General features: G+C 69.8%; 22 protein-coding genes. 9 read left to right on the forward strand and 13 right to left on the reverse strand.

Going from position 1 to position 23,525, the window contains the following annotated elements; all coding sequences use genetic code 11:
- Positions 1 to 44 precede the first annotated feature (44 nt).
- Together R8F63_19700 and R8F63_19705 are read left to right on the forward strand one after the other, a co-directional pair.
- On the forward strand, positions 45 to 1,820 hold the full coding sequence (locus R8F63_19700) for an ABC transporter ATP-binding protein (protein MDW3220833.1): 1,776 nt from the start codon (positions 45 to 47) through the stop codon (positions 1,818 to 1,820).
- Positions 1,817 to 3,643 carry an ABC transporter ATP-binding protein gene (locus R8F63_19705; GenBank protein MDW3220834.1) on the forward strand — a complete coding sequence of 609 codons (1,827 nt, stop codon included), beginning with the start codon at positions 1,817 to 1,819 and terminating at the stop codon, positions 3,641 to 3,643. The genes R8F63_19700 and R8F63_19705 overlap by 4 nt, the downstream gene beginning before the upstream one ends.
- Here R8F63_19705 and R8F63_19710 read toward each other — a convergent pair.
- Both R8F63_19710 and R8F63_19715 read right to left on the reverse strand, forming a co-directional pair.
- Positions 3,592 to 4,812: a glycosyltransferase family 87 protein gene (locus R8F63_19710; protein ID MDW3220835.1), complete on the reverse strand. Its 1,221-nt coding sequence runs from the start codon at positions 4,810 to 4,812 to the stop codon at positions 3,592 to 3,594. The genes R8F63_19705 and R8F63_19710 overlap by 52 nt on opposite strands.
- Before the next feature lie 38 nt (positions 4,813 to 4,850).
- Positions 4,851 to 6,068, reverse strand: a complete 1,218-nt coding sequence (locus R8F63_19715) for a sensor domain-containing diguanylate cyclase (GenBank protein MDW3220836.1) — start codon at positions 6,066 to 6,068, stop codon at positions 4,851 to 4,853.
- Between the two features lie 115 nt (positions 6,069 to 6,183).
- Here R8F63_19715 and R8F63_19720 point away from each other — a divergent pair, with 115 nt between their 5' ends.
- Entirely contained in the window at positions 6,184 to 7,170 is a 987-nt protein-coding gene (locus tag R8F63_19720; GenBank protein MDW3220837.1) for a malate dehydrogenase, read from the forward strand.
- Positions 7,171 to 7,202: 32 nt separating this feature from the next.
- Complete coding sequence (locus R8F63_19725; protein MDW3220838.1) at positions 7,203 to 7,535, forward strand: helix-turn-helix transcriptional regulator; 333 nt, start codon at positions 7,203 to 7,205, stop codon at positions 7,533 to 7,535.
- On the opposite strand, the gene R8F63_19730 is transcribed toward R8F63_19725, so the two are convergent.
- Together R8F63_19730 and R8F63_19735 are read right to left on the reverse strand one after the other, a co-directional pair.
- The gene (locus R8F63_19730; GenBank protein MDW3220839.1) at positions 7,494 to 8,126 is read right to left on the reverse strand and encodes an ATP-dependent Clp protease proteolytic subunit; all 633 of its coding nucleotides are present in this window, start codon (positions 8,124 to 8,126) and stop codon (positions 7,494 to 7,496) included. The genes R8F63_19725 and R8F63_19730 overlap by 42 nt on opposite strands.
- Positions 8,123 to 8,734 carry an ATP-dependent Clp protease proteolytic subunit gene (locus tag R8F63_19735; protein MDW3220840.1) on the reverse strand — a complete coding sequence of 204 codons (612 nt, stop codon included), beginning with the start codon at positions 8,732 to 8,734 and terminating at the stop codon, positions 8,123 to 8,125. The genes R8F63_19730 and R8F63_19735 overlap by 4 nt, the downstream gene beginning before the upstream one ends.
- A gap of 84 nt (positions 8,735 to 8,818) precedes the next feature.
- Between R8F63_19735 and R8F63_19740 the strand changes: the two genes are divergently transcribed.
- A complete protein-coding gene (locus tag R8F63_19740; GenBank protein MDW3220841.1) occupies positions 8,819 to 9,655 on the forward strand; it encodes a DNA-formamidopyrimidine glycosylase family protein in 837 nt (278 codons plus the stop codon).
- Here R8F63_19740 and R8F63_19745 read toward each other — a convergent pair.
- Positions 9,648 to 9,995, reverse strand: a complete 348-nt coding sequence (locus R8F63_19745; protein MDW3220842.1) for an SCP2 sterol-binding domain-containing protein — start codon at positions 9,993 to 9,995, stop codon at positions 9,648 to 9,650. The two genes, R8F63_19740 and R8F63_19745, sit on opposite strands and share 8 nt — an antisense overlap.
- A 38-nt stretch (positions 9,996 to 10,033) precedes the next feature.
- Here R8F63_19745 and R8F63_19750 point away from each other — a divergent pair, with 38 nt between their 5' ends.
- On the forward strand, positions 10,034 to 10,513 hold the full coding sequence (locus R8F63_19750; GenBank protein MDW3220843.1) for an RDD family protein: 480 nt from the start codon (positions 10,034 to 10,036) through the stop codon (positions 10,511 to 10,513).
- On the forward strand, positions 10,510 to 11,988 hold the full coding sequence (locus R8F63_19755) for a di-heme oxidoredictase family protein (protein ID MDW3220844.1): 1,479 nt from the start codon (positions 10,510 to 10,512) through the stop codon (positions 11,986 to 11,988). The genes R8F63_19750 and R8F63_19755 overlap by 4 nt, the downstream gene beginning before the upstream one ends.
- A 21-nt stretch (positions 11,989 to 12,009) precedes the next feature.
- On the opposite strand, the gene R8F63_19760 is transcribed toward R8F63_19755, so the two are convergent.
- From R8F63_19760 to R8F63_19770, 3 genes are all read right to left on the reverse strand, one after another.
- Positions 12,010 to 13,443 (reverse strand): right-handed parallel beta-helix repeat-containing protein, encoded by a 1,434-nt coding sequence (locus R8F63_19760; GenBank protein ID MDW3220845.1) that lies wholly within the window; start codon positions 13,441 to 13,443, stop codon positions 12,010 to 12,012.
- A 61-nt stretch (positions 13,444 to 13,504) separates the two neighbouring features.
- Positions 13,505 to 14,011, reverse strand: a complete 507-nt coding sequence (locus R8F63_19765; GenBank protein ID MDW3220846.1) for a plastocyanin/azurin family copper-binding protein — start codon at positions 14,009 to 14,011, stop codon at positions 13,505 to 13,507.
- Positions 14,012 to 14,075: 64 nt separating this feature from the next.
- Positions 14,076 to 14,876, reverse strand: coding sequence for a thioesterase family protein (locus R8F63_19770; protein ID MDW3220847.1), 801 nt, complete (start codon positions 14,874 to 14,876; stop codon positions 14,076 to 14,078).
- A 45-nt stretch (positions 14,877 to 14,921) separates the two neighbouring features.
- Between R8F63_19770 and R8F63_19775 the strand changes: the two genes are divergently transcribed.
- Positions 14,922 to 15,584, forward strand: a complete 663-nt coding sequence (locus R8F63_19775) for a hypothetical protein (protein MDW3220848.1) — start codon at positions 14,922 to 14,924, stop codon at positions 15,582 to 15,584.
- Here the strand turns inward: R8F63_19775 and R8F63_19780 are convergent.
- Entirely contained in the window at positions 15,569 to 16,483 is a 915-nt protein-coding gene (locus tag R8F63_19780; protein MDW3220849.1) for a DUF368 domain-containing protein, read from the reverse strand. The two genes, R8F63_19775 and R8F63_19780, sit on opposite strands and share 16 nt — an antisense overlap.
- 26 nt (positions 16,484 to 16,509) lie before the next feature.
- Here R8F63_19780 and R8F63_19785 point away from each other — a divergent pair, with 26 nt between their 5' ends.
- The gene (locus R8F63_19785; GenBank protein ID MDW3220850.1) at positions 16,510 to 17,388 is read left to right on the forward strand and encodes an alpha/beta hydrolase; all 879 of its coding nucleotides are present in this window, start codon (positions 16,510 to 16,512) and stop codon (positions 17,386 to 17,388) included.
- 403 nt (positions 17,389 to 17,791) lie between these two features.
- On the opposite strand, the gene R8F63_19790 is transcribed toward R8F63_19785, so the two are convergent.
- The 4 genes from R8F63_19790 to R8F63_19805 form a co-directional block, all read right to left on the reverse strand.
- The gene (locus R8F63_19790) at positions 17,792 to 18,553 is read right to left on the reverse strand and encodes a succinate dehydrogenase/fumarate reductase iron-sulfur subunit (protein MDW3220851.1); all 762 of its coding nucleotides are present in this window, start codon (positions 18,551 to 18,553) and stop codon (positions 17,792 to 17,794) included.
- 5 nt (positions 18,554 to 18,558) lie between these two features.
- Complete coding sequence (locus R8F63_19795; GenBank protein MDW3220852.1) at positions 18,559 to 20,478, reverse strand: fumarate reductase/succinate dehydrogenase flavoprotein subunit; 1,920 nt, start codon at positions 20,476 to 20,478, stop codon at positions 18,559 to 18,561.
- A complete protein-coding gene (locus tag R8F63_19800) occupies positions 20,478 to 21,266 on the reverse strand; it encodes a succinate dehydrogenase cytochrome b subunit (protein MDW3220853.1) in 789 nt (262 codons plus the stop codon). Before R8F63_19800 ends, R8F63_19795 begins: the two co-directional genes overlap by 1 nt.
- A gap of 110 nt (positions 21,267 to 21,376) precedes the next feature.
- Positions 21,377 to 23,482: a hypothetical protein gene (locus R8F63_19805; protein MDW3220854.1), complete on the reverse strand. Its 2,106-nt coding sequence runs from the start codon at positions 23,480 to 23,482 to the stop codon at positions 21,377 to 21,379.
- Positions 23,483 to 23,525: the final 43 nt, after the last annotated feature.

Raw genomic sequence — 23,525 nt, forward strand, 5'->3', positions numbered from 1 at the left:
AAAATCGTCGCGGCCTCGTGGGGGGCCGCCGATACCGTGGCTCCGTGACAGAAGTGGTCGGGGCGCGCCTCGAAGGCGGCGAGGTCGAGCATGTGTGGCGACGGGGCGGTCGGCTGATCGCCCGGTCCCTGCGCGCCCATCCGTGGCCGCACCTGACGGCCATGGTCGCGGCGCTGCTGTTCGTCCTGGCGGCGGTGGGCGGCGCCTGGGTGCTGCGCGCCATCACCGACGATCTGATCGTCCCGGCGTTCGACGACGGCCGGGTGGACGGGGGCGACGTCTGGCGGGCCGTGGCCGCGCTGGTCGGCGTGTCGATGGCCCGGGGGGCCACGGTGGTCATGCGCCGGCTCTTCCTGTCCATGGCCGAGTACCGCACGCAGCGCGACTGGCGCCGGGATCTCCTCCGGCACTATCTCGAGGTGCCCCTGCGCTTCCACCGCTCGAAGCCCACCGGGGAGCTGCTGGCGCACGCCGACATCGATCTCGTGCAGGCCACCATGGTGCTGAAGCCGCTGGCGTTCTCGGTCAGCGTCGTGCTGCTGGTCATCGTCGCCATCGTCAGCATCCTGCTCGTCCACTGGACGCTGGCGCTCATCGCCGCCGTGCTGTTCCCCGCCCTGGTCGTGCTCAGCCGCATCTACACGGCGAAGGTGGAGGGCCCGGCCGCTCTCGCCCAGCAGCGGGTCGGCGAGGTCTCGGCGGTCGCCCATGAGAGTTTCGACGGTGCCCTCGTCGTGAAGACCCTCGGCCGCCAGGAGGACGAGGTCCGCCGCATGACCGAGGCGTCCGACCGTCTGCGTCAGGCGCGGATCCACGTCGGTCGGCTGCGGGCCAACTTCGAACCGGTCATCGACGCGTTGCCGAACGGCGGGATCGTCCTGCTCATCCTCACCGGCACGTGGCTGATCTCGCGGGGCGACGCGACCCCGGGCGACATCGTGTTGGCGGCGAGCCTTTTCGGTCTCCTCACGACCCCGCTGCGCGTCTTCGGGTTCTTCCTCGAGGAGATGCCCCGGTCGGTGGTGTCGCTCGAACGCGTCGACCGGGTGATGGCGTATCCCGTCGAGCCACGCGGTGGTCAGGGCGGGCTGGCCGAGACCCCGCTGGACGTCGTGGTGGACGGACTCACGGTTCGCTACGGCCACCACGACGTGCTGCGCGACGTCTCGTTCACGGTGGCCGCCGGTGAGACCGTCGCGATCGTCGGCGCGACCGGATCGGGCAAGACGACCCTCGTCGAGTCGATCGTCGGCCTCCTCGATCGCGAACGGGGAACCGTGCACATCGGTGGGGTCGACGTCGAGCAGCTCGCCCCCGAGGAACTGGCCGCCCGCGCCGCGCTCGTCTTCCAGGAGGCGTTCCTCTTCGCCGAGTCGGTCGCGGAGAACGTCGGCATGGGCCGCGCGTCGGACGACGTCGTCGCGCGGGCGTTGGCGATCGCCCGGGCCACCGAGTTCGTCGAGGCGATGCCCGAGGGCGCCGACACCGTGGTCGGCGAGCGCGGCCAGACCCTCTCCGGCGGGCAGCGACAACGGGTCGCCCTGGCCCGCGCCCTGGCCCGCTCTCCCCGCCTGCTGCTGCTCGACGATGCCACCAGCGCGGTCGATCCGCTCGTGGAGGCCGAGATCCTCGACAACCTCCAGCGCGAGCTCGACACGACCCTGCTCGTCGTGGCCCATCGCATCTCGACGATCACGCTGGCCGACCGGGTCGTGTACCTCGACGACGGCCGGGTCGTGGCGATCGGCACCCATGCCGAGCTGCTCGGGCGCGACGACTATCGCACGCTCGTCACCGCCTACGAAGCGGAGTCGTCATGACCGCGGTGCCCGGCCAGCCCGACCTCGACGACCCGGTGCGCCTCCTCGACGACGATTCCGTCGACGACGTCTCGGCGATCATGGTCCTGCGCCGCGGGCTGGCGATCAGCCCCGAACTGCGGACCGGCCTCCGGGTCACGGTCGCCCTCGCCCTCGTCGCGGCGGTCGGTCGCCTGATCATCCCGATCACCATCCAGCAGGTCCTCGACCGTGGCGTACTCAGCGACGACGGGTATCGCCCCGGGTTCGTCTGGGCGGTCTCGCTGGGTGCGTTCCTCATCGTGATCGGAGTGATGGCGGCGAGTCGTGTCGCCCACATCCGCCTCGTCATCGCGGCCGAGGCCGTCCTGCTCGGCCTCCGGACCCGGGCCTTCGCCCACATCCACAAGCTGAGCCTGGCCGACCACAGCGAGAGCCGCCGCGGCGTGCTGGTGAGCCGGGTGACCTCCGATGTCGAGTCGCTCGCCCAGTTCACCCAGTGGGGGGCGATCAGCTGGATCATCAACTCGGCGATCATCTCCGGCGCCCTGCTCGTGATGCTCGTCTACAACTGGCAGCTCACCCTGGTGGTCATCGCGTGCCATCTGCCGCTGTTGCCCTTCCTCAAGTGGGTGCAGGTGAAGCAGTTCAGCGCCTACAGCCTCGTGCGCACGCGCGTGGCCGAGACGCTCGGCGAGACCTCCGAAGCGGTGACCGGTGCGCCCGTGATCCGGGCCTACGGCTACGACGCACCGGTGCGGGCCCGGCTCGACGACGCGATCGACAACCAGTACCGATCGCAGATGCGCTCGACGATCTGGTTCGCCGGCCTGTTGCCGGTCGTGGACTTCTTCTCGTCACTGTCGCTCGCCGCCGCGGTCGGCGTGGGTGTCTGGTACGCCGACATCGTCGACGTGGGGGTCGGCGAACTCGTCGCGTTCCTGTTCCTCGTGAACCTGCTGCTCAACCCGATCGCCGAACTCGGCGAGGTCCTCGACCAGACCCAGACCGCGTTGGCCGGCTGGTGGAAGATCCTCCGCGTGCTCGACGTCCCGATCGACGTCGAGGAGCCGGAGCTCGGCGCTCACCTCCCGAGCGGCCCGCTGGCGGTCGCCGCGACCGGCGTCAGCTTCCGCTATCGCACGGGCGAACAGGTCCTCCACGACGTCGACGTGCGGATCGAGGCCGAGGCGAACGTCGCGATCGTGGGTGAGACCGGCAGCGGCAAGACCACGTTCGCCCGCCTCCTGGCCCGACTCGCGGACCCGATCGAGGGGGTCGTCGAGATCGGCGGGCTCGATCTCCGGACGGTCGACCCGGCGTCGCGCCGCGCCGCCATCCGCATGGTCCCCCAGGACGGCTTCCTCTTCGACACCACGATCGAGGAGAACATCCGCTACGGCCGGATCGGCGCCTCCCGCGCCGACGCCGAGGAATCGATCTCGTCGCTCGGTCTCGGCGCCTGGTTGGCGAGCCTGCCCCTCGGCATCGACACCCCGGTCGGCGAACGCGGCGGCCGGCTCTCGGTCGGCGAACGCCAGCTCGTGGCGCTCGCCCGGGCCCAGGTCGCCGACCCCGGTCTGTTGCTGCTCGACGAGGCGACCTCCGCGGTCGATCCGGAGACCGAGGAAGCCCTTGCGTCAGCGCTGGCGCGGCTCGCGGTCGGACGGACCACCATCTCCGTCGCCCACCGTCTCTCCACGGCGGAACGGGCCGATCTCGTACTCGTGTTCGACGCCGGCCGCATCGTGCAGCAGGGCCACCACGACGAACTCGTCGCGGTCGACGGGATCTATCGCGGGCTCCACGAGTCCTGGATCGGCAACACCCGCTCCTCGGGCTGACGCGCCAGGAGCACCGCGACGGCAGCGAACGCGAACACGACGAACGGCGCGAGCGGGGAGGCATCGACGACGCCCTTCCCCAGGTGCACCAATCCCAGCGCCCACACCCCGGCGACGATGCGCACGTCGATGTGCCCGCGGTCGAGCAGGACCAGCGTGGCGAAGAGCAGTAGGGCGCTGTCGTAGTAGATCGTGTGCGGTCCGACGAGCAGGAGCCCGGCGGTGGTGATCGCGAACCGGGCATCGAGGGCGAGTCGCCCCTGCCACCACACGGTCGTCAGCACGGCGATCACGGCGGCGGACACGAGCCCGCCGACGAGGAGCGCAGCGGTGCTCTCGGTGCCCCACAGGGCGTGCAGGAAGCCGATCGGCGCGATCTCGTTCGCCGCGTTCACCTCGGCGTCGGCTTCGAGCAGGGGACGGACGCCGTCGAGCCAGTCGGTGATCCACGCCGGGCCGAGCAGCGCGGTGTTGACGAGCCAGACGCCGATCGCCCCCGCGCCGGCCCAGGTGACGGCGCGCCAGTGTCGTCCTAGAAAGAGCAGGCCGACGAGCGGGATCGCGTACTGGGGTCGGAAGAGCAACAGGGCGAGCGCGAGGCCGGTCAGTGCCTCGCGATCGTCGTGCAGCGTTCGCCAGACGGCGGCGAGGAGGAACAGCGAGAGCGCGGTGTTCTGTCCGCCCCCGACGCCGACGAACACGGGGTAGGCGGTCATCACGGCGGCGAGCGTGAGAGGGAAGTAGCGGTCGACGGCGGGGACGAGCGGCCGGAGCAGCTGCAACGTCCCGACGAGGAGGCCGACCATGAGGGCCGTGTGGACCGCGTACGCGACCCGGTACGGCAGCGCGGACAGGGGGGCGTAGGCCGCGGCGACATGGGGTGCGTAGGGGAACATGATGAACCCGTCCTCGTCGCCGAGGAGATCCACCTGCGCCGCCTGCTGGACCTCCAGGTTCCACAGCTGGTCGATGTCGCCATCGGCGACGATGGTGCCGGCGCCGTAGAACGCGGGGAAGTCGCCGCCCACCCGGCCGGACGCGGTGTCGGACCCGGAGCCGCTGACCAGGACGAGCACGAACGCGAGGGCGAGCGCGCCGAGGAGCGCCTTCGGGTACCGGGAGAGTCGTTCGTCGGGCGCGGCCGGGGCGGGTGCGGTCAGCGTCGTCACAGTGTCCAATCGGCGGGAGACCACCGAGGATTGAGGGGCTAGGCGCCCCGGGTGGACCGCTTCACCTCGTACATGGCGTCGTCGGCGGTGGCGAGCAGCCGGGCGGCCGTGGGGTGGTCGCCGGTCATCGCGCTGCCGATGCTGACGCCGACCTCCACGAGTTGGTCGCCGGCGAAGATCGACTCGCTCAGCGCCGCACGGATGCGATCGGACACTTCGTCGCGGATCGCCTCGTCGGCGCGGGGCAGCACGACGACGAACTCGTCACCGCCGAGGCGGCCCACGAGGTCGCCCGGTCGCAGCGAGCGCTCGAGACGCCGGGCCACCTCCACGAGGACCTGGTCGCCGGCCGCGTGCCCGATCCGGTCGTTCACCGCCTTGAAGCCGTCGAGGTCGCAGAACAGCACGACGATCTCGTTCTGGAAGCCGTCGTCGACGAAGTCGTCGAGCTTGGCGAGCAGGGCTCGACGGCTCAGCAGGCCGGTGAGGCCGTCGTGGTCCGCCATGTGGCGTAGCGCCTGCTGGGTGGTCTTCAGGTCCGTGATGTCGGTGGCGGACACGACGTAGGCGGCCACCAGCGGATCGTTACGGAGATCCGTGATCGACAGGTCGACGGTCACGAGCTCGCCGTCGGGGCGGATCATCCGCGCCTCGAGCCGCTCCGTCCGCTCCGATCGGAGCATCGCGCCGCGGACCAGGGCCCGGTCGTTCGCCTCGACGAGCATCTCGAACGGCTCCCCGGCGACGAGCGCGAGGTCGTGGTGCAGCATCCGCGACAGTTCGGCGTTGGCCCGCAGGATGCGGCCCTCTTCGTCGAGGGTGACGAGCAGCGAGGTCGCATGGTGGACCAGGGCGCGCAACTGTTCGGGATTGCCGCCCCCCAGCTCGAGCTGCTGACGGTCTGCCACGTCGCGCAGCACGACCACGATGAACCCGTCGTCGCCGTCGCCGGCCGGGACCATCCGCCCTCGGATCTCGAGCTGTCGCCAGGCACCGAGTCCGTCCTTGACCCGGACGTCGATCAGGGACCCGCGTTCCTGCGTGGCGACACCCTCGAACGCCGCGAACGCGATGGCATGGTCGTCCTCGTGCAGGAGCTCGAAGACGCTGCGACCCAGCCACGTGGCCGGGTCCAGCTTGATCAGATCGACCGCGGCGTGGTTGACCCAGGAGATCGCACCATCGGGTTCGAGGATGACGATCGCGTCCGGAAGCTCCACCGCGATGCGTCCGAGATCGGTGGTGAACCCAGGCATGGGTCTCCGTCGGCGGCGGCGCACATCCCTTCAATGGGCCATTCGGCCCGGTTCGACGCTAGGTTTTCGTGGGTTTTGCCCACAATCTCAACCATCCGTACACGGAGAAGAAATCATGAACGAGCCCGTTCGCGTTGCCGTCACCGGCGCCGCCGGCCAGATCGGCTACAGCCTCCTCTTCCGCATCGCCAGCGGCTCGATGCTCGGCCCGGGTCAACCGGTCATCCTCCAATTGCTCGAGATTCCGCCCGCGATGGGCGCCCTCGAAGGTGTCGCCATGGAGTTGGATGACGGCGCGTTCCCGCTGCTCGCCGGTATCACCCAGAGCGACGATCCGAACGCCGCGTTCGACGGGGCGAACATCGCCCTGCTCGTCGGCTCGCGCCCCCGTTCGAAGGGCATGGAGCGCAAGGACCTCCTCGAGGCCAACGGGGCCATCTTCACCGTCCAGGGCAAGGCCCTCAACGACAACGCGGCGGACGACATCAAGGTGCTCGTCGTCGGCAATCCGGCCAACACCAACTCGCTCATCGCCATGAACAACGCGCCCGACATCGACGACGCCCGCTTCACGGCCATGACCCGCCTCGACCACAACCGGGCGAAGGCTCAGCTCGCCCAGAAGCTCGATGCCTCGGTCAACGACATCACCCACATGACGATCTGGGGCAACCACTCCGCCACGCAGTACCCGGACCTGTTCCACTGCGAGGTCAACGGCCAGAACGCAGCGGCCGCCGTCGGTGATCAGGACTGGCTGGAGAACACCTTCATCCCCACGGTGCAGCAGCGGGGCGCGGCGATCATCGAGGCCCGCGGCCTCTCGTCGGCGGCGTCGGCGGCGTCGGCCGCGGTCGACCACGTCCACGACTGGGTGCTCGGCACGCCGGACGGTGACTGGGTCTCCATGGCAATCCCGTCGGACGGCAGCTATGGCGTGCCCGAGGGGCTCATGTCCTCCTTCCCGGTCACCTGCTCGGGCGGCGAGTACTCGATCGTGCAGGGGCTCGACATCGACGAGTTCTCGCAGAGCCGGATCGACGCGACCGTCGCCGAGCTCGCCGAGGAGCGCGACACCGTCCGGGATCTCGGACTGATCTGAGCGCATCGCCACAGCCGGGTACGCTCGTCGGCATGGCCGAGTCGGTACCGGACGACACGAGCGAAGCGGGCGCGGACATCGTGCTCTTCCCGGTCGGTGGCCGGGACATGCGATGGCGCGACGTCGTCGGCGACGTGCTGCGTGACGAACGCCGGCGGCAGGGCCGCACGCTCGCGGAGATCGCCGAGACCGCCGCGGTCTCCGTGCCGTATCTCTCCGAGATCGAGCGGGGCCGCAAGGAGGTCTCCTCCGACGTCCTCCACGCGGTCCACACCGCGCTCGGGTTGGACCTCGGCGACGTGCTCGAGCGATCGACCCGCCGGCTACGGCCGCAAGGCCAGGGCCCCGTCCTGCTCGCCGCCTGACGCCGGCATCCGATCCACGACACGATCGGCGATCCCGTAGTCCACCGCCGCCGGGCCGGCGAGCACGAGAGCCCGGTCGGTGTCCGTTCGGATGTCCTCGACCGTTCGCCCGGAGTGGGTGGCGAGCAGTGTCTCGGCCTCGATCCGTACCCGCGCCAGTTCTGCCGCCTCGAGTGCCAGATCACTGATCGAGCCTCGCGTGCCCTCGGTGTGGGGCTGGTGGAGCAGCACCCGGGCATGAGGGAGCACCGCCCGCTTTCCCGGGGCCCCGGCGGCCAGCAGGATCGCCGCAGTGGAGGTGGCCTGGCCGATGCACAGCGTCGCCACGTCGGCGGCCACGTACTGCATGGTGTCGTAGACCCCCATCATGGCGCTGAACGAGCCGCCCGGGGAGTTGAGGTAGAGCTGGATGTCGGTCGCCGACTCGGCGGCGAGGTGGAGGATCTGAGCGACGATCACGTTGGCCACGCCGTCGTCGATCGGCGTGCCGACGAACACGATCCGCTCGCCGAGCAGGCGGCTGTAGATGTCGGAGACCCGTTCGCCCCGCGGGGTCGACTCGACCACGGTGGGAATCGTGTAACTGCTCATCGATCCGATCCCACCAGTCCGATGCGGCGGGTGGGGCGCGCCGGCACGATCTCGTCGATCGACGACACGACATGGTCGACGAACCCGTACGCCTTGGCCTGTTCGGCGTCGAACCACCGGTCGCGCCCGACATCGTCGATCACCTGCTCGATCGGGTGGCCGGTGTGGCGGGCGATGATGCCGCGCATCCGGTCGAGGGTGGCGGCGAGGTTGGCGGCCTGGATCTCGACGTCGGCCGCCGAACCGCCCAACCCGGCCGACCCTTCGTGCATGACCACCTGTGCGTTGGGGAGCGCGTAGCGCTTCCCCGGGGCACCCGCGCACAGCAGGATCTGACCCATGCTCGCGGCGAAGCCGACGGCCACCGTTGCGACGTCGTTGGGGATGAGCTGCATCGTGTCGTAGACGGCCAGCCCGGCGAGGACCGATCCGCCGGGGGAGTTGACACAGAGGCAGATGTCGCTGTCGGGGTCGTCGTCCGCGAGCACGAGGAGCTGGGCGACCAGCCGGTTGGCGCTCTCGTCGCCGACCTCCTCGCCGAGCAGCAGGATGCGCTGTTCGAAGAGGCGGTCGGTGAGTGCGGGAGCCGAGTTGGAGGAGAGGGTCATGTCCCGAGTGTGGCAACGGCGAACGGTGGGGAGGAGCCGTTCTGCCAGAGGCAGAATCGCACCTCGGGGCCTAGCCTTTCGTCCATGCCGGAGTTGCCGGAGATCACCGCCCACGCCGAACGGCTGGCGGACAACTGGTTGGGGGCCGAGCTGACGGCCTTCCGTCCGCTCCACCTGACCGCGCTCAAGACCTACGCACCCCGCCCCGACGACGCGTACGGCCGCGCCCTGACGGGGACGGGGCACCGCGGAAAGTACCTCTACCTGCACTTCGACGACCTGACCTTCGTCATCCATCTCATGCAGGGTGGCCGCCTCCGGCCGGACCCCAAGCAGGCGAAGAAGCCCCGCGGCGGTATGGCCCGCTGGGTCTTCGCCGACGGCGGCGCCCTGTTGCTGACCGAGGCCGGCACGGAGCACAAGGCCGGTGTCTGGCTCGTGGCCGGTGACCCCGAGGGCCAGGAGCCGGTCGATCATCTCGGCCCGGACGCGACGTCGATGAGCCGTGACGACCTGGCGGCGGCGCTGGCGTCCGAGAACACCCGCGTCCACGGTTTCCTGCGCGATCAGCGCCGCATCGCCGGGATCGGCCGGCTGCTGTCGAACGAGATCCTCTGGACCGCGAAGCTCTCGCCGTTCGCCATGACGAAGAAGCTTCCCGCCGACGACATCCACCGGCTCCACGACGCGATGCAGTCCGTCATTCGGCACCACATCGAGTTCGAACGCACGCTCGACGACATCGGGAAGTCGGCGGACCGACCGAGCGCGGTGCACCACCGGATCGGCTTTCCGTGCCAGGACTGCGACGACGAGGTCCGCTCCGTGGAGTACCGGCGCTACACGGTGGCGTACTGCCCGACGTGTCAGACGGGCGGCAAGGAGCTGGCGGACAACACCACGAGCAAGTTCCTCAAGTAGCGCGGAGCAGGGCGCCCAGCTGGGCCAGTGCCTCGCGGTTCGCGAGCAGGGCGGCGATGTCGCCGCCGACGCGGAGGTCGCCGTCCAGGAAGGCGCGTTGGGCGGACCCGTCCCCGGCCGCGAGCCGTGCCGCCACCTCACGACTGGTCGCCACCGACACATCGGCGTCCGGATCGGGCCCGGCGGCCACGGTGACCTCGCCGTCGGCGATGACGACGTGCCACACCGCCTCGTCGTCGAAGCGCTGCTCGATGCGCAGCGCGAGCTCGGCGGGCGGGGAGAGGTCGGCGGCGCGGGCCTGGAGGCGGGCGAGCCAGCTCGCGGGATCGAGGTCAGCCACGTGGTCAGGCTAGGGGCTGCGCTCCTAGCCTCGGCTTCTTGACGACGCGAGAACTCCCGGCCGGGCTCGGCTGGCGCTTCGGCGCCCGGATCATCGACGTGGTGGCGTTGACGTGGCTCGTGGTGTTCGTGCTGGTCGAGATCGACCAGCGGCTGCTGGGCGGCGACCCGCTCGGTCAACGGCAGGCCCGGCTCGGGTTCGACTCGGCCCGGTCCGTCGTGCTCCTGCTCGTCATCGTGGCGGCGTACGAGGTCGTACCGGCGGTGCTGTGGGGGGCCACCGCGGGCAAGGCGCTGCTGGGACTGCGCATCCGGCTCACCAGCCGGGCCCCGGGCGCACTGATGGCCCTCGGTCGCGCCGCGGTGCTGTACCTCCCGCTCATCTTCCTCGGCGTGTTCGGGTTGGTCGTGGTGCTGGTGCTGCTCGTCTCGATCGTGATCGCGGCCGACGGGCGGGGTCTGCACGACCGCCTCCTCGGTACCCTCGTGGTGTCCCTGCCCCGTGAGGATGAGCGTTGATCCTTTCCCGACTTCGACTGGCCGCCCTCGTGCTCGGTGTCGCCCTTCTGCTGCTCGCGTGTGGTGACGATTCGGGCGCGCCCGCCGGCGACGTCGATGCGGGGGCGACGGGTGACGCGGGCGGCCAGGCACTGGAGTCGGTCCGCACCGTCCGCACCGGCGGCATGGGCACGGCGTTCGACGACAGCGAGCGGGCGTTCAGCCTCACGGCCCGCAACGTGAACCACTACGAGCGCCAGGCGTTCGCCGACGGCAAGGACGTGTTCGAAGCGACCTGGGACCCGCGTCCGGGCGAGGAGTTCTCCGGCCTGGGACCGAACTTCGACGCCCGCGCGTGCGCCAACTGTCACCTCGAGGACGGCCGCTCCGCCGGCCCGGCCGGCGATGGGCCGTTGCCGACCGGGATGACCGTGCGGCTGACCACCGATGATCCGTCGATCATCGACCACTACGGCGCCGGGCTCTCGTCCCAGGCGTTCGACGGCGATCCGGAAGCACTGGTGACCGTCGCCTACGAGGAGATCGCAGGCGTCTACGACGACGGCACGCCGTATTCGCTGCGCCGACCGATCTACACGGCGACCGTCGCCGAGGGCCCCGGGCTCCCTGACGACGCGGTGCTCGGCGTGCGCGTCGCTCCGCAGCTTCCCGGCATGGGCCTGCTCGAGCTCATTCCGGATGCCGATCTCGTCGCACTCGCCGACCCCGACGACCTCGACGGCGACGGCATCAGCGGCCGTCTCGGTGAGGCCGTGCATCTACTCACCGACGAGCCGGCCATCGGTCGATTCGGGTGGAACGCGACCCAGCCGACCGTCGAACAGCAGACGGCGACTGCGCTCTTCAACGACATGAGCCTGACGTCGCGCTACTTCCCGTCGGATCTCTGCGACCGTTGGGCGCCCTGCCTGCGGGCGGGGGTGCCGCTCTCGACGGAGTACAACGTCGAGGACTACGGGGACCCGAACTTCGGTGTCCAGGAGCCGGCCGGCGGCGAGGTCACGGACCGACAGCTGCTCGATCTCACCGTCTACACGCAGATCCTCGCGGTTCCGGGGGCTCGCGACATCGGCGATCCGGTCGTCGAACGCGGCAGCGAGCTCTTCATCGACGCCGGCTGCGCGAGCTGTCACACCGGCGGCTACACGACCCGGAAGGGGCCGATCCAGGGTCTCAGCAACCAGCTCATCCAGCCCTACTCGGATCTGCTGCTCCACGATCTCGGCATCGAGTTGGGTGACCGGACCGTGGGCGGCGAGCTCGTGGCGACGGAATGGCGCACGCCGCCGCTGTGGGGCATCGGCCTGCTCGACACCGTGAGCGGCCACACGACCCTGCTGCACGACGGCCGGGCCCGCGACTACGAAGAAGCCGTGTTGTGGCACGGCGGTGAGGCGACCGCGAGCGCCGATGCATTCCGGGCGATGTCCGCGGACGACCGCGCGGCCCTCCTGGCGTTTCTCGAATCGCTCTAGGCCCCGGACCGGGGCCGCTGGTCAGGGACGCTCGGGGACCTGGATGGCGTCCAGATCGAGCACCATGGGGACGTCGATGGCCGGCATCGGCGGATCGGTGAGCGGGTCGCCGGGCATGGTCTCGAAGTTCAGCTCCGGGGCGGGGATGTCCTTGTAGTCCACCGGGTCGAAACCGACGTTGAACTTCTCGAGCAGCTCGAGCAGCGTCAACAGTTCGGCGGTGTCGGCGCCGTCGCACGGCAGCACCGTCTCGATGTCCGCCGGCGTGGTCGCGCCGGTGGTGTTGCCGGAGAAGCAGTTGCCGTTGCCGCCGTTCTCGTTGCTGTACAGCGCCATCAGCAGGTCAGCCTCGAGTGTGGATCCCTCGATGACGTTGTCCCGGATGATGTTGTCCGCCGCGAGATGGTCGCGGCCGTTGCCGTTGGCGAAGATCGCGTCGATCCAATCGACGACGATCACGCCGGCCCGTTCGTTGTCCACGATCAGGTTGCGTTCGACGATGTTGTTCGTCGTGCCCGTCAAGACCACGCCGCTGCCGAGACCGGTCTGGAAGCCGGTGTTGCGGCTCGGGACCTCGGTGTTGTTGTTGTCGTGGATGTAGTTGCCGATGATCGTGGTGCCCGCGTTGGGGGCGAGCTCCTCGCCGTCCTGGCTGTTCGGCACGACACCGATCATGTTGTCGTAGAACTCCGAGTTCGCCACGATCGTGCCGGTCGAGTTCGTGCCCGAGTAGCCGAGCTGGCTGTTGACGCCGACGACGTCGTAGAGCAGGGCGTTGCAGGGGTTGCACTGGCCGATGTAGAAGCTCGAGTCGTCGCTGGCGCCGGCATACGCGTGGTCGATCTGGCCGTTCACGGCGTTGAACGCGTACATGCCGTAGACGCCGATGTTGTGGGCCGTCACGTAGGAGGCGCGATAGCCGTCGACGAGGATGTCGCTGCCGTAGTCGCCCGTCCAGAAGAGACCGTTGCCGGTGTAGTTGCGCACCGTCAGGTTCTCCACGGCGACGCCGTTCGAGAACACGATGACGCCGTTCTCCATGCCGTCGGCGTGTTCGCCGTCGAGGATCACGGTGTTGCGGTCGACGCCGCGGATGACGATGTTGTCGGTCTGGACGACGACGGCCTCGTGGTAGACGCCGGCGTCGATCAGCACGAGATCGCCCGGCTCGGCGGCATCCACCGCCGCCTGGATGGTGGGGTAGTCCGCCGGGACGTTGTGGGTCGTCCAGTCCTGCTCCGGGGGCGTGTCGCCGTCGTCGCCGGTGTCGTCGGAGCCCGTGTCGTCACCGGAGTCGTCGGCCGTGTCATCAGAGCCGGTGTCGTCGCCGCCGTCGTCGGTGTCGCCGGACACGACGTTGGCATCGTTCGAGTCGCCGTCGTCACCGCAGGCGGCGGCGATGAGGCCGAACACGGCGAGGAGGGCGAGGAGCTTGAGCAGTGGGCGTCGCAACATGGACGCCGATGCTACGGGTTTGTCGCCGCGCCCGCAGACTCGGGGCGAACCGCGTTCGGCTTCAGCCGGCGCCGACGATCACGTAGCCGGTCTGTCCGCGGGTGCTCGTGCCGTGGATCGAGCAGTAGAACGGGTAATCGCCGGGGGCGTCGAGAACCAACGCCTGCGGGCCCCCGGCGAGCGCGTCGTCGGAGATCGGCGGGAAGGCACCCTCGGCCGACGGGCGCACGTTGTGGGTGTTGGCCCCGCGGTTGACGAACACGATCTGGGTGCCCGGATCGACCCGGAAGAAGCGGGCGTCGAAGACGTTGTCGCGGATCTCGATCTCCACGATGTCCTGACCACGGAAGTCGACGAACTTGTCGGCGGACGGGCGGGGGAAGTCCTCGGCGATCGGCGGGAAGACCGTGGTGGTGGTGACGACGCTCTCGTCCTGGGTGCTGTCGCTCGGTGGGGCCGTGGTCGTCGTCTGGGCGGTGATCTCGAAGACGAGCGGGTCGTCGGTGGCACACCCGAGCAGGGCGAGCGACGTGAGGCCGATAAGCAGGGCGCGGCGGAGCGTGTGCACCCGATGAGACTACGAGGGGCCACGGTGGCGACGACCAGTCGGCCCGGTGCCCGGGCGCGGCACGTCAGCGGGTGATGGCCAACTGGCGGGACTGGGCGAGAAGGCGTCCGTCACTGGACCAGATGTCGCAGTCCTCGTCGGCGAAGCCATCCGCCACATGGCGGGTCGTGCACTCGGCGTAGACCCGCTCGTCGGGCGGCGCCGGATCGAGGGGGAGCGAGGCCCGGATGTGGACGGTGAGGTCGACCGTCGGCATCGCGGCCCGCTCCGTCATACGCGGGAAGCCCGCCGGCGGGAGGGCGTCGGCGATGGCGACGAGTTCGATCGCGTCCAATGGTCGTGGCTCCGCGGCGCGGATCCACTGGCCGACGCGCGACGAGCCCTCACCGGAGAAGAAGGGCGCGTCGGTGATCGGATGACCGGTCCAGTTCCGTGCCACGGGCGGTCGGACGCTGTCGTGATCGACGCCCTCGTCGTCGGCATGGGCCGACAGGGGCACCGACCATCCGGCCACGGCCGACTCCCAGGGGATCGAGAAGGCGGCGATCGCCGAGCAGATCGGTCGGTCACCCTGGGTCATCGTGGCGTGAACGGTCGACAGGCTGCGACCGGAACGGATGACGTCGACCGAGATCTCCGCCTCGTCGAACTCGGGCCGGGCCAGGAAGTGCACGGTCAGCGAGCGGAGGCCGCGAGCCGGATCGGCGATCGTTTCGGTCATGGACCGGGCGATGAGCGCCGCCAGGTAGCCGCCGTTGGGTCCGGCGACGATGTTCCAGCGGTCGAGCAGCGTGGTGCCGTAGCGATCGTCGCCGAGTGCGGTGACGGCGGTGTCGGCGTCGAAGTCGGGGAGTTCGTCGGTCACGGGCCCAATCCTGCCGGGCGGCGTGGCGTCTGCCACCCTGGCGTGATGCACGTCACCGAGGCGGACGACCGGGGTGTCCCGAGGGCCGCCGACATCGATCTGATCGAGGTGGACTTCGTGGCCGAGGACCGATCGATCGCGGGGTGGCTGCGGCTCGACGTCCGCCGGACGGCCGGCGCCACGCGCTTCCTGGTGGCGCTCCTCCCCGCCGGCGAGGACCCCGTGGTGGTCGTCGACCACGACCTCCCGGTCGTCTCCGGCGCCTTCGAGTTCCGCGCCCCGGGTGTGTGGACCGAGTTCTGCTGCGAGACGCCGCTCGACCACTGGACCATCGGGCTCGAGGCCTTCGGTCTCGTCGTCGACCCGGCCGAGACGATCACGCCCGCGACCTACGGCGAGCGGGTGCCCGTCGGGCTCGATCTCGACCTGGACACCGTCGGTGCGCCCGAGGGCGACGCGTCCTCGTTCGGGATGGACATCCGTGTCCACGGCGAGGTTCTGATCGCGGATCGGACGTGGGATCTCGACGGCACCGGACGGCGGCGGCGGGCGTCACACGATCGGTCGCGCCCGCAGGAGCAGGCGATCGAGGCGGCCCTCACGGTGGGCCTGCCGAACGACGATGGCGTCCTCGTGCCCGTGCGACGCGGGTGGGTCGGGGGGAACCGACCCGGTTGGGTCGACCTGCCCGCTCAGTCGGCCGTGTAGCGGGCGCCGACCCGGGCAATCCCGAGCACGACGATCGCCGCGAGCACCGCCAGCAGGCTGGGCCCGACCCAGTCGCCCGCCTCGGCCGGCCATTCGAGGCCGGTGCCGTCGATCACCTCCGTCTGGTCCTCCGAGATCACGCCGACACCGTTCGGCCAGGGCCACAGCACCCGCAGCGATCCGACCATGAGCCCGATCAGTGCCGCCATGACGGTGTCGAACGCCCGATCCATCACGAAACCGAGGATCGAGGAGAACACGGCGAGTCCGATGACACACCCGAGCCCGATGAGGAGGACGTCCACGATCTCCCGTTCGTCGATCGTGTGGATCACGGCCGCGTACATCCCGATCATCAACAGGATGAAGGACCCGGAGATGCCGGGGAGGATCATGGCGCAGATGGCCAGCGCGCCAGCGCCGACGAAGACCAACGGCGACGGGTCGAGGACCGGCCCGGACTGGTAGCCGAGCAGGAGGAAGACGAGGACCGCGACGGCGGCGATGATCAGCCCGGCCTGCGCCGTTCGCTCCGTCAGCAGGCCCAGCGCGACCACGATGGAGGCGACGACGAGCCCGAAGAAGAGTCCGGCCATCGCCTCGGGGTTGTCGTGCAGCTGGGTCTCGATGACCGACGCCAGGGCGCCGACCGCGATCAGGATGCCGAGGCCGAGCGGGACGATGAACCAGAAGTCGATGGCGCGCATGCGGGTCCAGAAGCCCTTCACATCGCCGCGCAGCAGCGTGCCCAGCGCCCGGGCGCCGTCGCGGATCGTGTCGATCAGCTTCTGGTAGATCCCCAGGACGAGGGCGATCGTGCCGCCGGACACCCCCGGCACCACATCCGCGGCACCCATGAGGAATCCGCGGACGAGTTGGGCACCGGCCTTCTGGATCACGGGGGCCGACAGTACCGTTGGCGCCGATGACTGACGCGGCAAGCGAGGCAGCACGAGGCGAGGCGGTCCGGGTCGGCGACGTCGACCTGTGGGCCGACATCCAGGGACCGGTGGACGGCGAGGCCGTGGTGTTGATCGCCGGGTCCGACGCGCCCGGGTTCCGGTGGTCGTCGGCGATCGTCGATCCGCTCGTGCGCGACGGCTACCGCGTGCTCCGCTTCGACCATCGTGACTGCGGTCGATCGACCCGGTTCGGCCCCGACGACGCCTACCGCCTCGACGACATGGTCGCGGACACCGTCGGTCTGCTCGACCACTTCGGCATCGAGGCGGCGCACGCCATCGGCCGGTCGATGGGCGGCATGATCGCCCAGCTCCTCGCGTTGGACCACCGGGAACGGGTCCGTTCCCTCACCCTGTTCGGGTCGAGCCCCGCGCCCGGCGACGATCGACTTCCCGGCCCGCTCGACGAGTTCCTCGAGAAGATGACGGAGCGACTCTTCGCGGGCCCGCCTCCGGACCGCGAGGGCCGTGTGCGCTGGCTGGTCGAACTCGACGAGCTGCTCAGCGGGCCGGGCTATCCCGTCGATGGGCCACGCCAGGCGGCGTTGGCGGACGCGGAACTCCGCACGGGCTGGGCGCCCGAGACCGGCCACGGGATCGCCGTCCATTCCAGTCCGGGCCGCCTCGATCGGCTCGCGTCGATCGACGTCGCCACGATGATCGTGCACGGCACGGCCGATCCCGTCTTCCCGCCGGCCCACGGGCGGGCGCTCGCGGCCGGCATCGAGGGCGCGGTGCTCGTGGAGGTCGAGGGGCTCGGCCACGATGTCCCCGACGCGCTCGCCCGGGACCTGATGCCACGGCTCCTCGCCCATCTCGGGGAGGCCAAAACGGCCAGATGAGACACCCCGGGGCGGGGGTGCCTCATCTGTGAAGGAAGGTCCTCACCACGCCGTCGCAGCATTGGAATCTTCTCTCTGGAGCGCTTCTCCTCACACCTTCGTAGAGGTGCTTCGGGCGCGAGAAGCTCGTGGGAGCGGTTCCTGCCACGTTTCGTCGTGGGTTCGTATGGCGGTATCTGAGGCGCACGGTTTCCGTTGGCCGGATCGTGCCGTGCTTCGAAGCGCCGTCCTCCCTTCGGTCACCGATCCTGACGGTGCGTCGAGGCGAGTGCGTCGAGCGGGTGACACCGGCAGAACCAACTGGATGTGACGTTTGTCACCGTCGCGCCGGAGGCGGAGAACGTCAAGGGGAACCTCGCGCGGTGGCCGATTGTGAACCCGCGTACGAGCGCGGCCGGTCGGGCTACTGCGACGCCAGCGAGCGGTTCTTGATCTTCGCCTTGACGTAGTCGCGGTTCATGAACGCGATGAAGTCGAGGCTGATCTCCTTCGGGCAGGCGTCGTGGCACTCGCCATGGTTCGTGCACGACCCGAAGAAGTCCTCCATGGTCTCGACCATGGCCTCCGTGCGCTTCCACCGTTCGGACTGGCCCTGGGGCAACACGTTGAGGTGGCCGAGCTTGGCGGAGGTGAAGAGCTGGGCGGCGGAGTTCGGACACGCGGCGACGCAGGCACCGCAGCCGATGCAGGCCGCGGCGTCCATCGCCGTGTCGGCGACCTCCTTGGGGATGAGGGTCGCGTTCGCGTCCTGGGGCGTGCCGGTCGGGACGGAGATGTAGCCGCCCGCCTCGATGATCCGGTCGAACGCCCGCCGGTCGACCATCAGGTCCTTCAGCACCGGGAACGCCTCGGCCTTCCACGGCTCGATGACGATCTCGTCGCCGTCGTGGAACTTGCGCATGTGGAGCTGGCACGTCGCCGTGGCCTTTTCCGGGCCGTGGGCCTGACCGTTGATCATCACGCCGCACGTGCCGCAGATGCCTTCACGGCAGTCGTGCCCGAAGGTGACGGGTTCGACGTCGTCGGCGATCAGTCGTTCGTTGACCATGTCGAGCATCTCGAGGAACGACGCGTCCTCGGGGATGTCGTGCGCGTCGACCTCGAGGAACGCCCCCTGCGAGTGGGGCCCGTCCTGGCGCCAGATCTTCAGCTTGAGGTTCAGCATGCCGCTCACTTGTAGCTCCTCTGGGTCAGCGCGACGACTTCGAACTCGAGGTCCTCCTTGTGGAGGGTGGGTTCGTTGTCCTCGCCCTTCCATTCCCACGCACCCACGTAGGCGAAGTTCTCGTCGTCACGCAGCGCCTCGCCCTCGGGGGTCTGTGACTCCTCGCGGAAGTGGCCGCCGCAACTCTCCCGGCGATGGAGTGCGTCGCGGACCTTCAGCTCGGCGAACTCCATGAAGTCGTCGACCCGGTTCACCTTCTCGAGCATCGTGTTGATGCCCTCGCTGCTGCCCAGCACCTTGACGTTCTTGCGGAACTCGTCGCGCAGGGCGGGGATCTCGGTGAGCGCCTTCTGGAGGCCGGCCTCGTTGCGGGCCATGCCGCAGTACTCCCAGACGATCTTGCCGAGCTCGCGGTGGTAGTGCTCGACACCGTGGGTGCCTCGCTTGGCCGTCCACTGACGGTTCTTCTCGGCGATCGTCGTGAGCGCGTTGCCGAACACGGGATCGTCGGTCGGCACCGCGTCGTCGCCGAGCTTCGGGGCCAGATAGTCACCGATCGTGTAGGGCAGCACGAAGTAGCCGTCGGCGAGGCCCTGCATCAGTGCGGACGCACCGAGCCGGTTCGCGCCGTGGTCGGAGAAGTTGGCCTCGCCGAGGGCGTAGAGGCCGGGCACCGTGGTCATCAGGTTGTAGTCCACCCAGAGGCCACCCATCGTGTAGTGGGTGGCGGGGTAGATGCGCATGGGCCGCTGGTAGGGGTCCTCGCCGGTGATCCGTTCGTACATGTCGAACAGGTTCCCGTAGCGCTCCTTGACCGCTTCGACACCGTCACGCTCGATGGCCGCGGCGAAGTCGAGATAGACGCCGTTCTTCAGGGGGCCGACGCCGCGACCCTCGTCGACAACGGTCTTCGCGTTGCGGCTCGCCACGTCGCGCGGCACGAGGTTGCCGAAGCTCGGGTACTTCTCCTCGAGGTAGTAGTAGCGCTCGTCCTCGGGGATCTCGGCGGCGGCGCGGGAGTCGTCCCGGCTGCTCGGCACCCAGATGCGGCCGTCGTTGCGCAACGACTCCGACATCAGCGTGAGCTTCGACTGGAACTCGTCACTCGCCGGGATGCAGGTCGGGTGGATCTGGGTGTAGCAGGGGTTGGCGAAAAGGGCGCCCCGGCGGTGGGCCCGCCACGCCGCGGTGACGTTGGACGCCATCGCGTTGGTGGACAGGTAGTAGACGTTGCCGTAGCCGCCCGTCGCCAGCACGACCGCGTGACCGTTGTGGGCATGGACCTCGCCGGTCAGCATGTCGCGGGTGATGATGCCGCACGCCTCGCCGTCCTTGGTGACGATGTCGAGCACGTCGGAACGGTTGTAGAGCGTCACCTTGCCCGCCGCGACCTGGGCGGCGAGCGCCTGGTACGCCCCGAGCAGCAGCTGCTGGCCGGTCTGACCGCGGGCGTAGAAGGTGCGGCTCACCTGGGCGCCGCCGAACGAGCGGTTGGCCAGCAGGCCGCCGTACTCGCGGGCGAACGGCACGCCCTGCGCGACGCACTGGTCGATGATGTTGACCGACACCTGGGCGAGGCGGTGGACGTTGGCCTCGCGGGACCGGTAGTCGCCACCCTTGATCGTGTCGTAGAACAGGCGATGGACGGAGTCGCCGTCGTTGCGATAGTTCTTCGCCGCGTTGATGCCGCCCTGGGCGGCGATGGAGTGGGCCCGCCGCGGCGAGTCGTGGAACGTGAAGACCTTCACGTTGTAGCCGAGCTCGGCGAGCGAGGCGGCGGCCGAGGCGCCGGCGAGCCCGGTGCCGACGACGATGATCTCGAACTTGCGCTTGTTGGCCGGGTTGACGAGCTTCACCGAGAACTTGTGGTTGTCCCACTTCTCGGCGATCGGCCCGTCCGGGATCTTGGCGTCGAGGGTGACCATCAGTCGCCTCCTCCTTCGCTGTGGTCCACATCGGTGTCGATCACGTCCTCGGTGAACCCGATCGGATCGGCCCGATTGTCCTCGTCGATCAGGCCGAACTGCACGGCGAGCGGGAAGCTCAGGTTGCCGACCAGGATCACCCCGGCGAGACCCTGGGCGATCCCCCGACGCAGCGAGTTGAACCGGGGGTTGTTGATGCCGAGGCTCTGGAACATCGACCATGCGCCGTGGAAGATGTGGATCGCCAGGGCGACGTTGGCGGCGATGTAGATCAGCGCGATCGGGACGGCACTCATCGAGCTGTAGACGTTGTGGTACGGATCGCCCCGGACCCAGTCGTCATCGACCCAACCCCAGGTGAGGTCGGCGAGGTGGAACAGGACGTAGAGCAGGATGATCGGGCCGGTCCAGCGCATGGTGCGGCTGGCGAACGTCGCCGCGGTGTAGGTGCGGGCGCCGACATAGGCGCTGTCGGCCTTGTGGCTCATCCGGCTCAGCGACCAGGCGCTGTGGATGTGGACGGCGAACATGCCGATCAGCCCGAGCCGCATCACCCACAGCAGGAACGTGCGGGGGGCGAGGTGGCCGCCGAGGTCACGCAGGGCCTCGGCGTAGGCGTGCACCTGGTACGGGCCCTCGTAGAGGTGGAGATTGCCGATCATGTGCACGAGGACGAACCCGAGCAGCCCGATGCCGGTGATCGCCATCGCGTACTTCTTGCCGACGGCGGTCTGGTAGATGTTCAGCGGCCACGGGAGTCGTGGCGGCCGTTTCCGGACCGGTGCCACGTCGTGTCGCGACGGTGATGTTGCCTGTGCCATTCCGGTGCACCTTCTTCTCACGCGGGTATCGCGCACGGTACTTCCCCGGCACGGCTGCGGCCCACTTCTGCCCGCCGCTACCTCACCGGTGCGGAGTAGCGGTTCGTGACCGAGAGGTCGGCGCCGGTGAGGTCGAGATCGACGACGATTCGGTCCGTCCCGTCCGGCACGACGAACGAGAGCTCGCCGATGCGTGAGCACTCGTCGGCGGCGATGGCGCCACCCCAGGCCTGGGTCTGCGTGTCGATCGTCTCGCCGGTCCCGTCGTGGGAACGCACCGTCGCCCGCACCACGGCGTCGTCGATCGTTTCGCGCCGGTCGGACACCACGTGGATCGCCACGGCCAGGGCCTCGCCCCGGTGCGCGACGGCCGGAAGGGGATCGGCGACCACGATGACCGGTCGACAGGCGTCCACCAGGGCCTGCCACGCGGGTTTCGGGCGGCGATCGTGGTCGAGCACGCCGAAGCCGCCGGCCGGTGACGGATCGGCGAGGTAGAACTGGGCGAAGCCGCCGGTCGGCCGGTACTTGAGCCGGCGCAGCAACTCGACGCTCGTGCGGATCACCTCGGCCTGGGCAGCCTGGGTGAGCCGGGCCCAGGCCGCGCCGTCCTCGACACCGGTGGGCGGGACGAGGTGGTGCAGCGACCCGACGGACGCGCCCAACGCCGCGGCGAGGGCCTCCCAGTCGACGGCGGGCCAACGCGGATCCGCCACGAGGTCGCTCCCGGGGTCGACCGACGCCGCGCCGAACGCCGTCACGAACCGGGCCATGCGCGGCACCCGGGCCGCGGTGGCGGCGAGGTCGCCGGCTCGGCCCTCGTGCCAGCCGAACCAGAGGTGGCTGGTGGTCCCGTCGAACGACGGGAAGTGCGGCGGCACCGCCGTGTGGGAGATGACCGGACGGGAGCCGTCGGTGCGGGTGAGCACCCGCTTGACCGAGCGGTCGAGGATGTCGCGGTTCCACGACGGCGGTTGCTGTCCGACGACCGGCGGCGTCGCCGTGGGCGGGGTCGGTCGCCGGAAGGGTTCGTCGTGGACGCACCACACGGCGAGGGCCGGATGGTGCCCGAGGAGGTCGACGGCTTCGCGTGCCTGTCGGGTGGCCTGCCCCCGCACGCCACGGGCCATGACGCCGCGCAGTGGCATCTCCTGCCACAACAGCACGCCGAGCTCGTCGGCGGCGTCGTAGAGCTCCGGGCGGGCGATGTGGGCGATCACCCGGAGCAGGTCGAGCCCGGCGTCGCGCGCGGCACCGACGTCGCCCGCGACCTGCTGGGCGGTGGCGTCGCCGGGGCGGGGCGTGGTCGGGAGGATGCCGGCTCCCTTGAGGAAGAGCCGTTCACCGTTGACCGAGACGGTCCAACCCTTCATGGCGACGGACCGGAACCCGACGCGCACCGCCCGGTGGTCGTGGACGACCTCGTCGACGACGACGTCACAACGCAGATCGTGCAACGGTTGGTCGCCGAGTCGGTGGGGCCACCACAGGGCCGGGGCGGGCACGTCCAGCGTCCACTCGATCCGGTTCTCGCCGACCGCCGCCGAGTGGACGTGCTCGTGCTCGTGTCCCGCGACGCGGGTGCGCAGGGTCACCGTTCCGCCGTCGGGGACGTCCAGCACGCAGCGCATGGACATGCGGGCGCGGGTCGGATTCGCGTCGAGGCAGATGGCGCGGAAGAACCGGATGGCCACGCTTCCGGTCTCGTGGATGTGCACCCGGCCCCAGACGCCGCCCGGGTTCTCTCCGGCGGCCCCGGAGAGCTCCGGGTCCTGGAGGGCGCCCATCATGCCGGTGCGACCGTCGGGATCGCCGAAGCGACTGCAGTTCACGTCGATCCCGAGCACGTGCTCGCGTTGGTCGGCCAGGAGGTCGGTGATCTCGAAGCGGTGGGGGACGAAGTAGCCGTCGGTGTTGCCGACATACCCGCCGTCGAGCCAGACGTCGCCCTGTTGCGCGATCCCGTCGAGACACAGGAAGCGGCGACGCCCCTCGGGGACGGGGCCGAGTTCGAATCGGGTCCGGTGCAGCACCGAGCGGGCCGCGGTCAGCCCCTCGACCGTCGACCAGTGCCCCGGCACCGGTACCGCGCTCCACCCGCGATCGTCGAGGTCGGGCTCGTGGAACGTGCGCCGTAACTCCTCGGTCGCCGGAGCGGCCCGCCACACCCCCGACAGATCCATGGGGCGGAAGGCTAGGCGCTTGTTTGTCGGACTGTCCGCCCGG

This window comes from Acidimicrobiales bacterium (assembly GCA_033344915.1).
Classification (GTDB): domain Bacteria; phylum Actinomycetota; class Acidimicrobiia; order Acidimicrobiales; family Aldehydirespiratoraceae; genus JAJRXC01.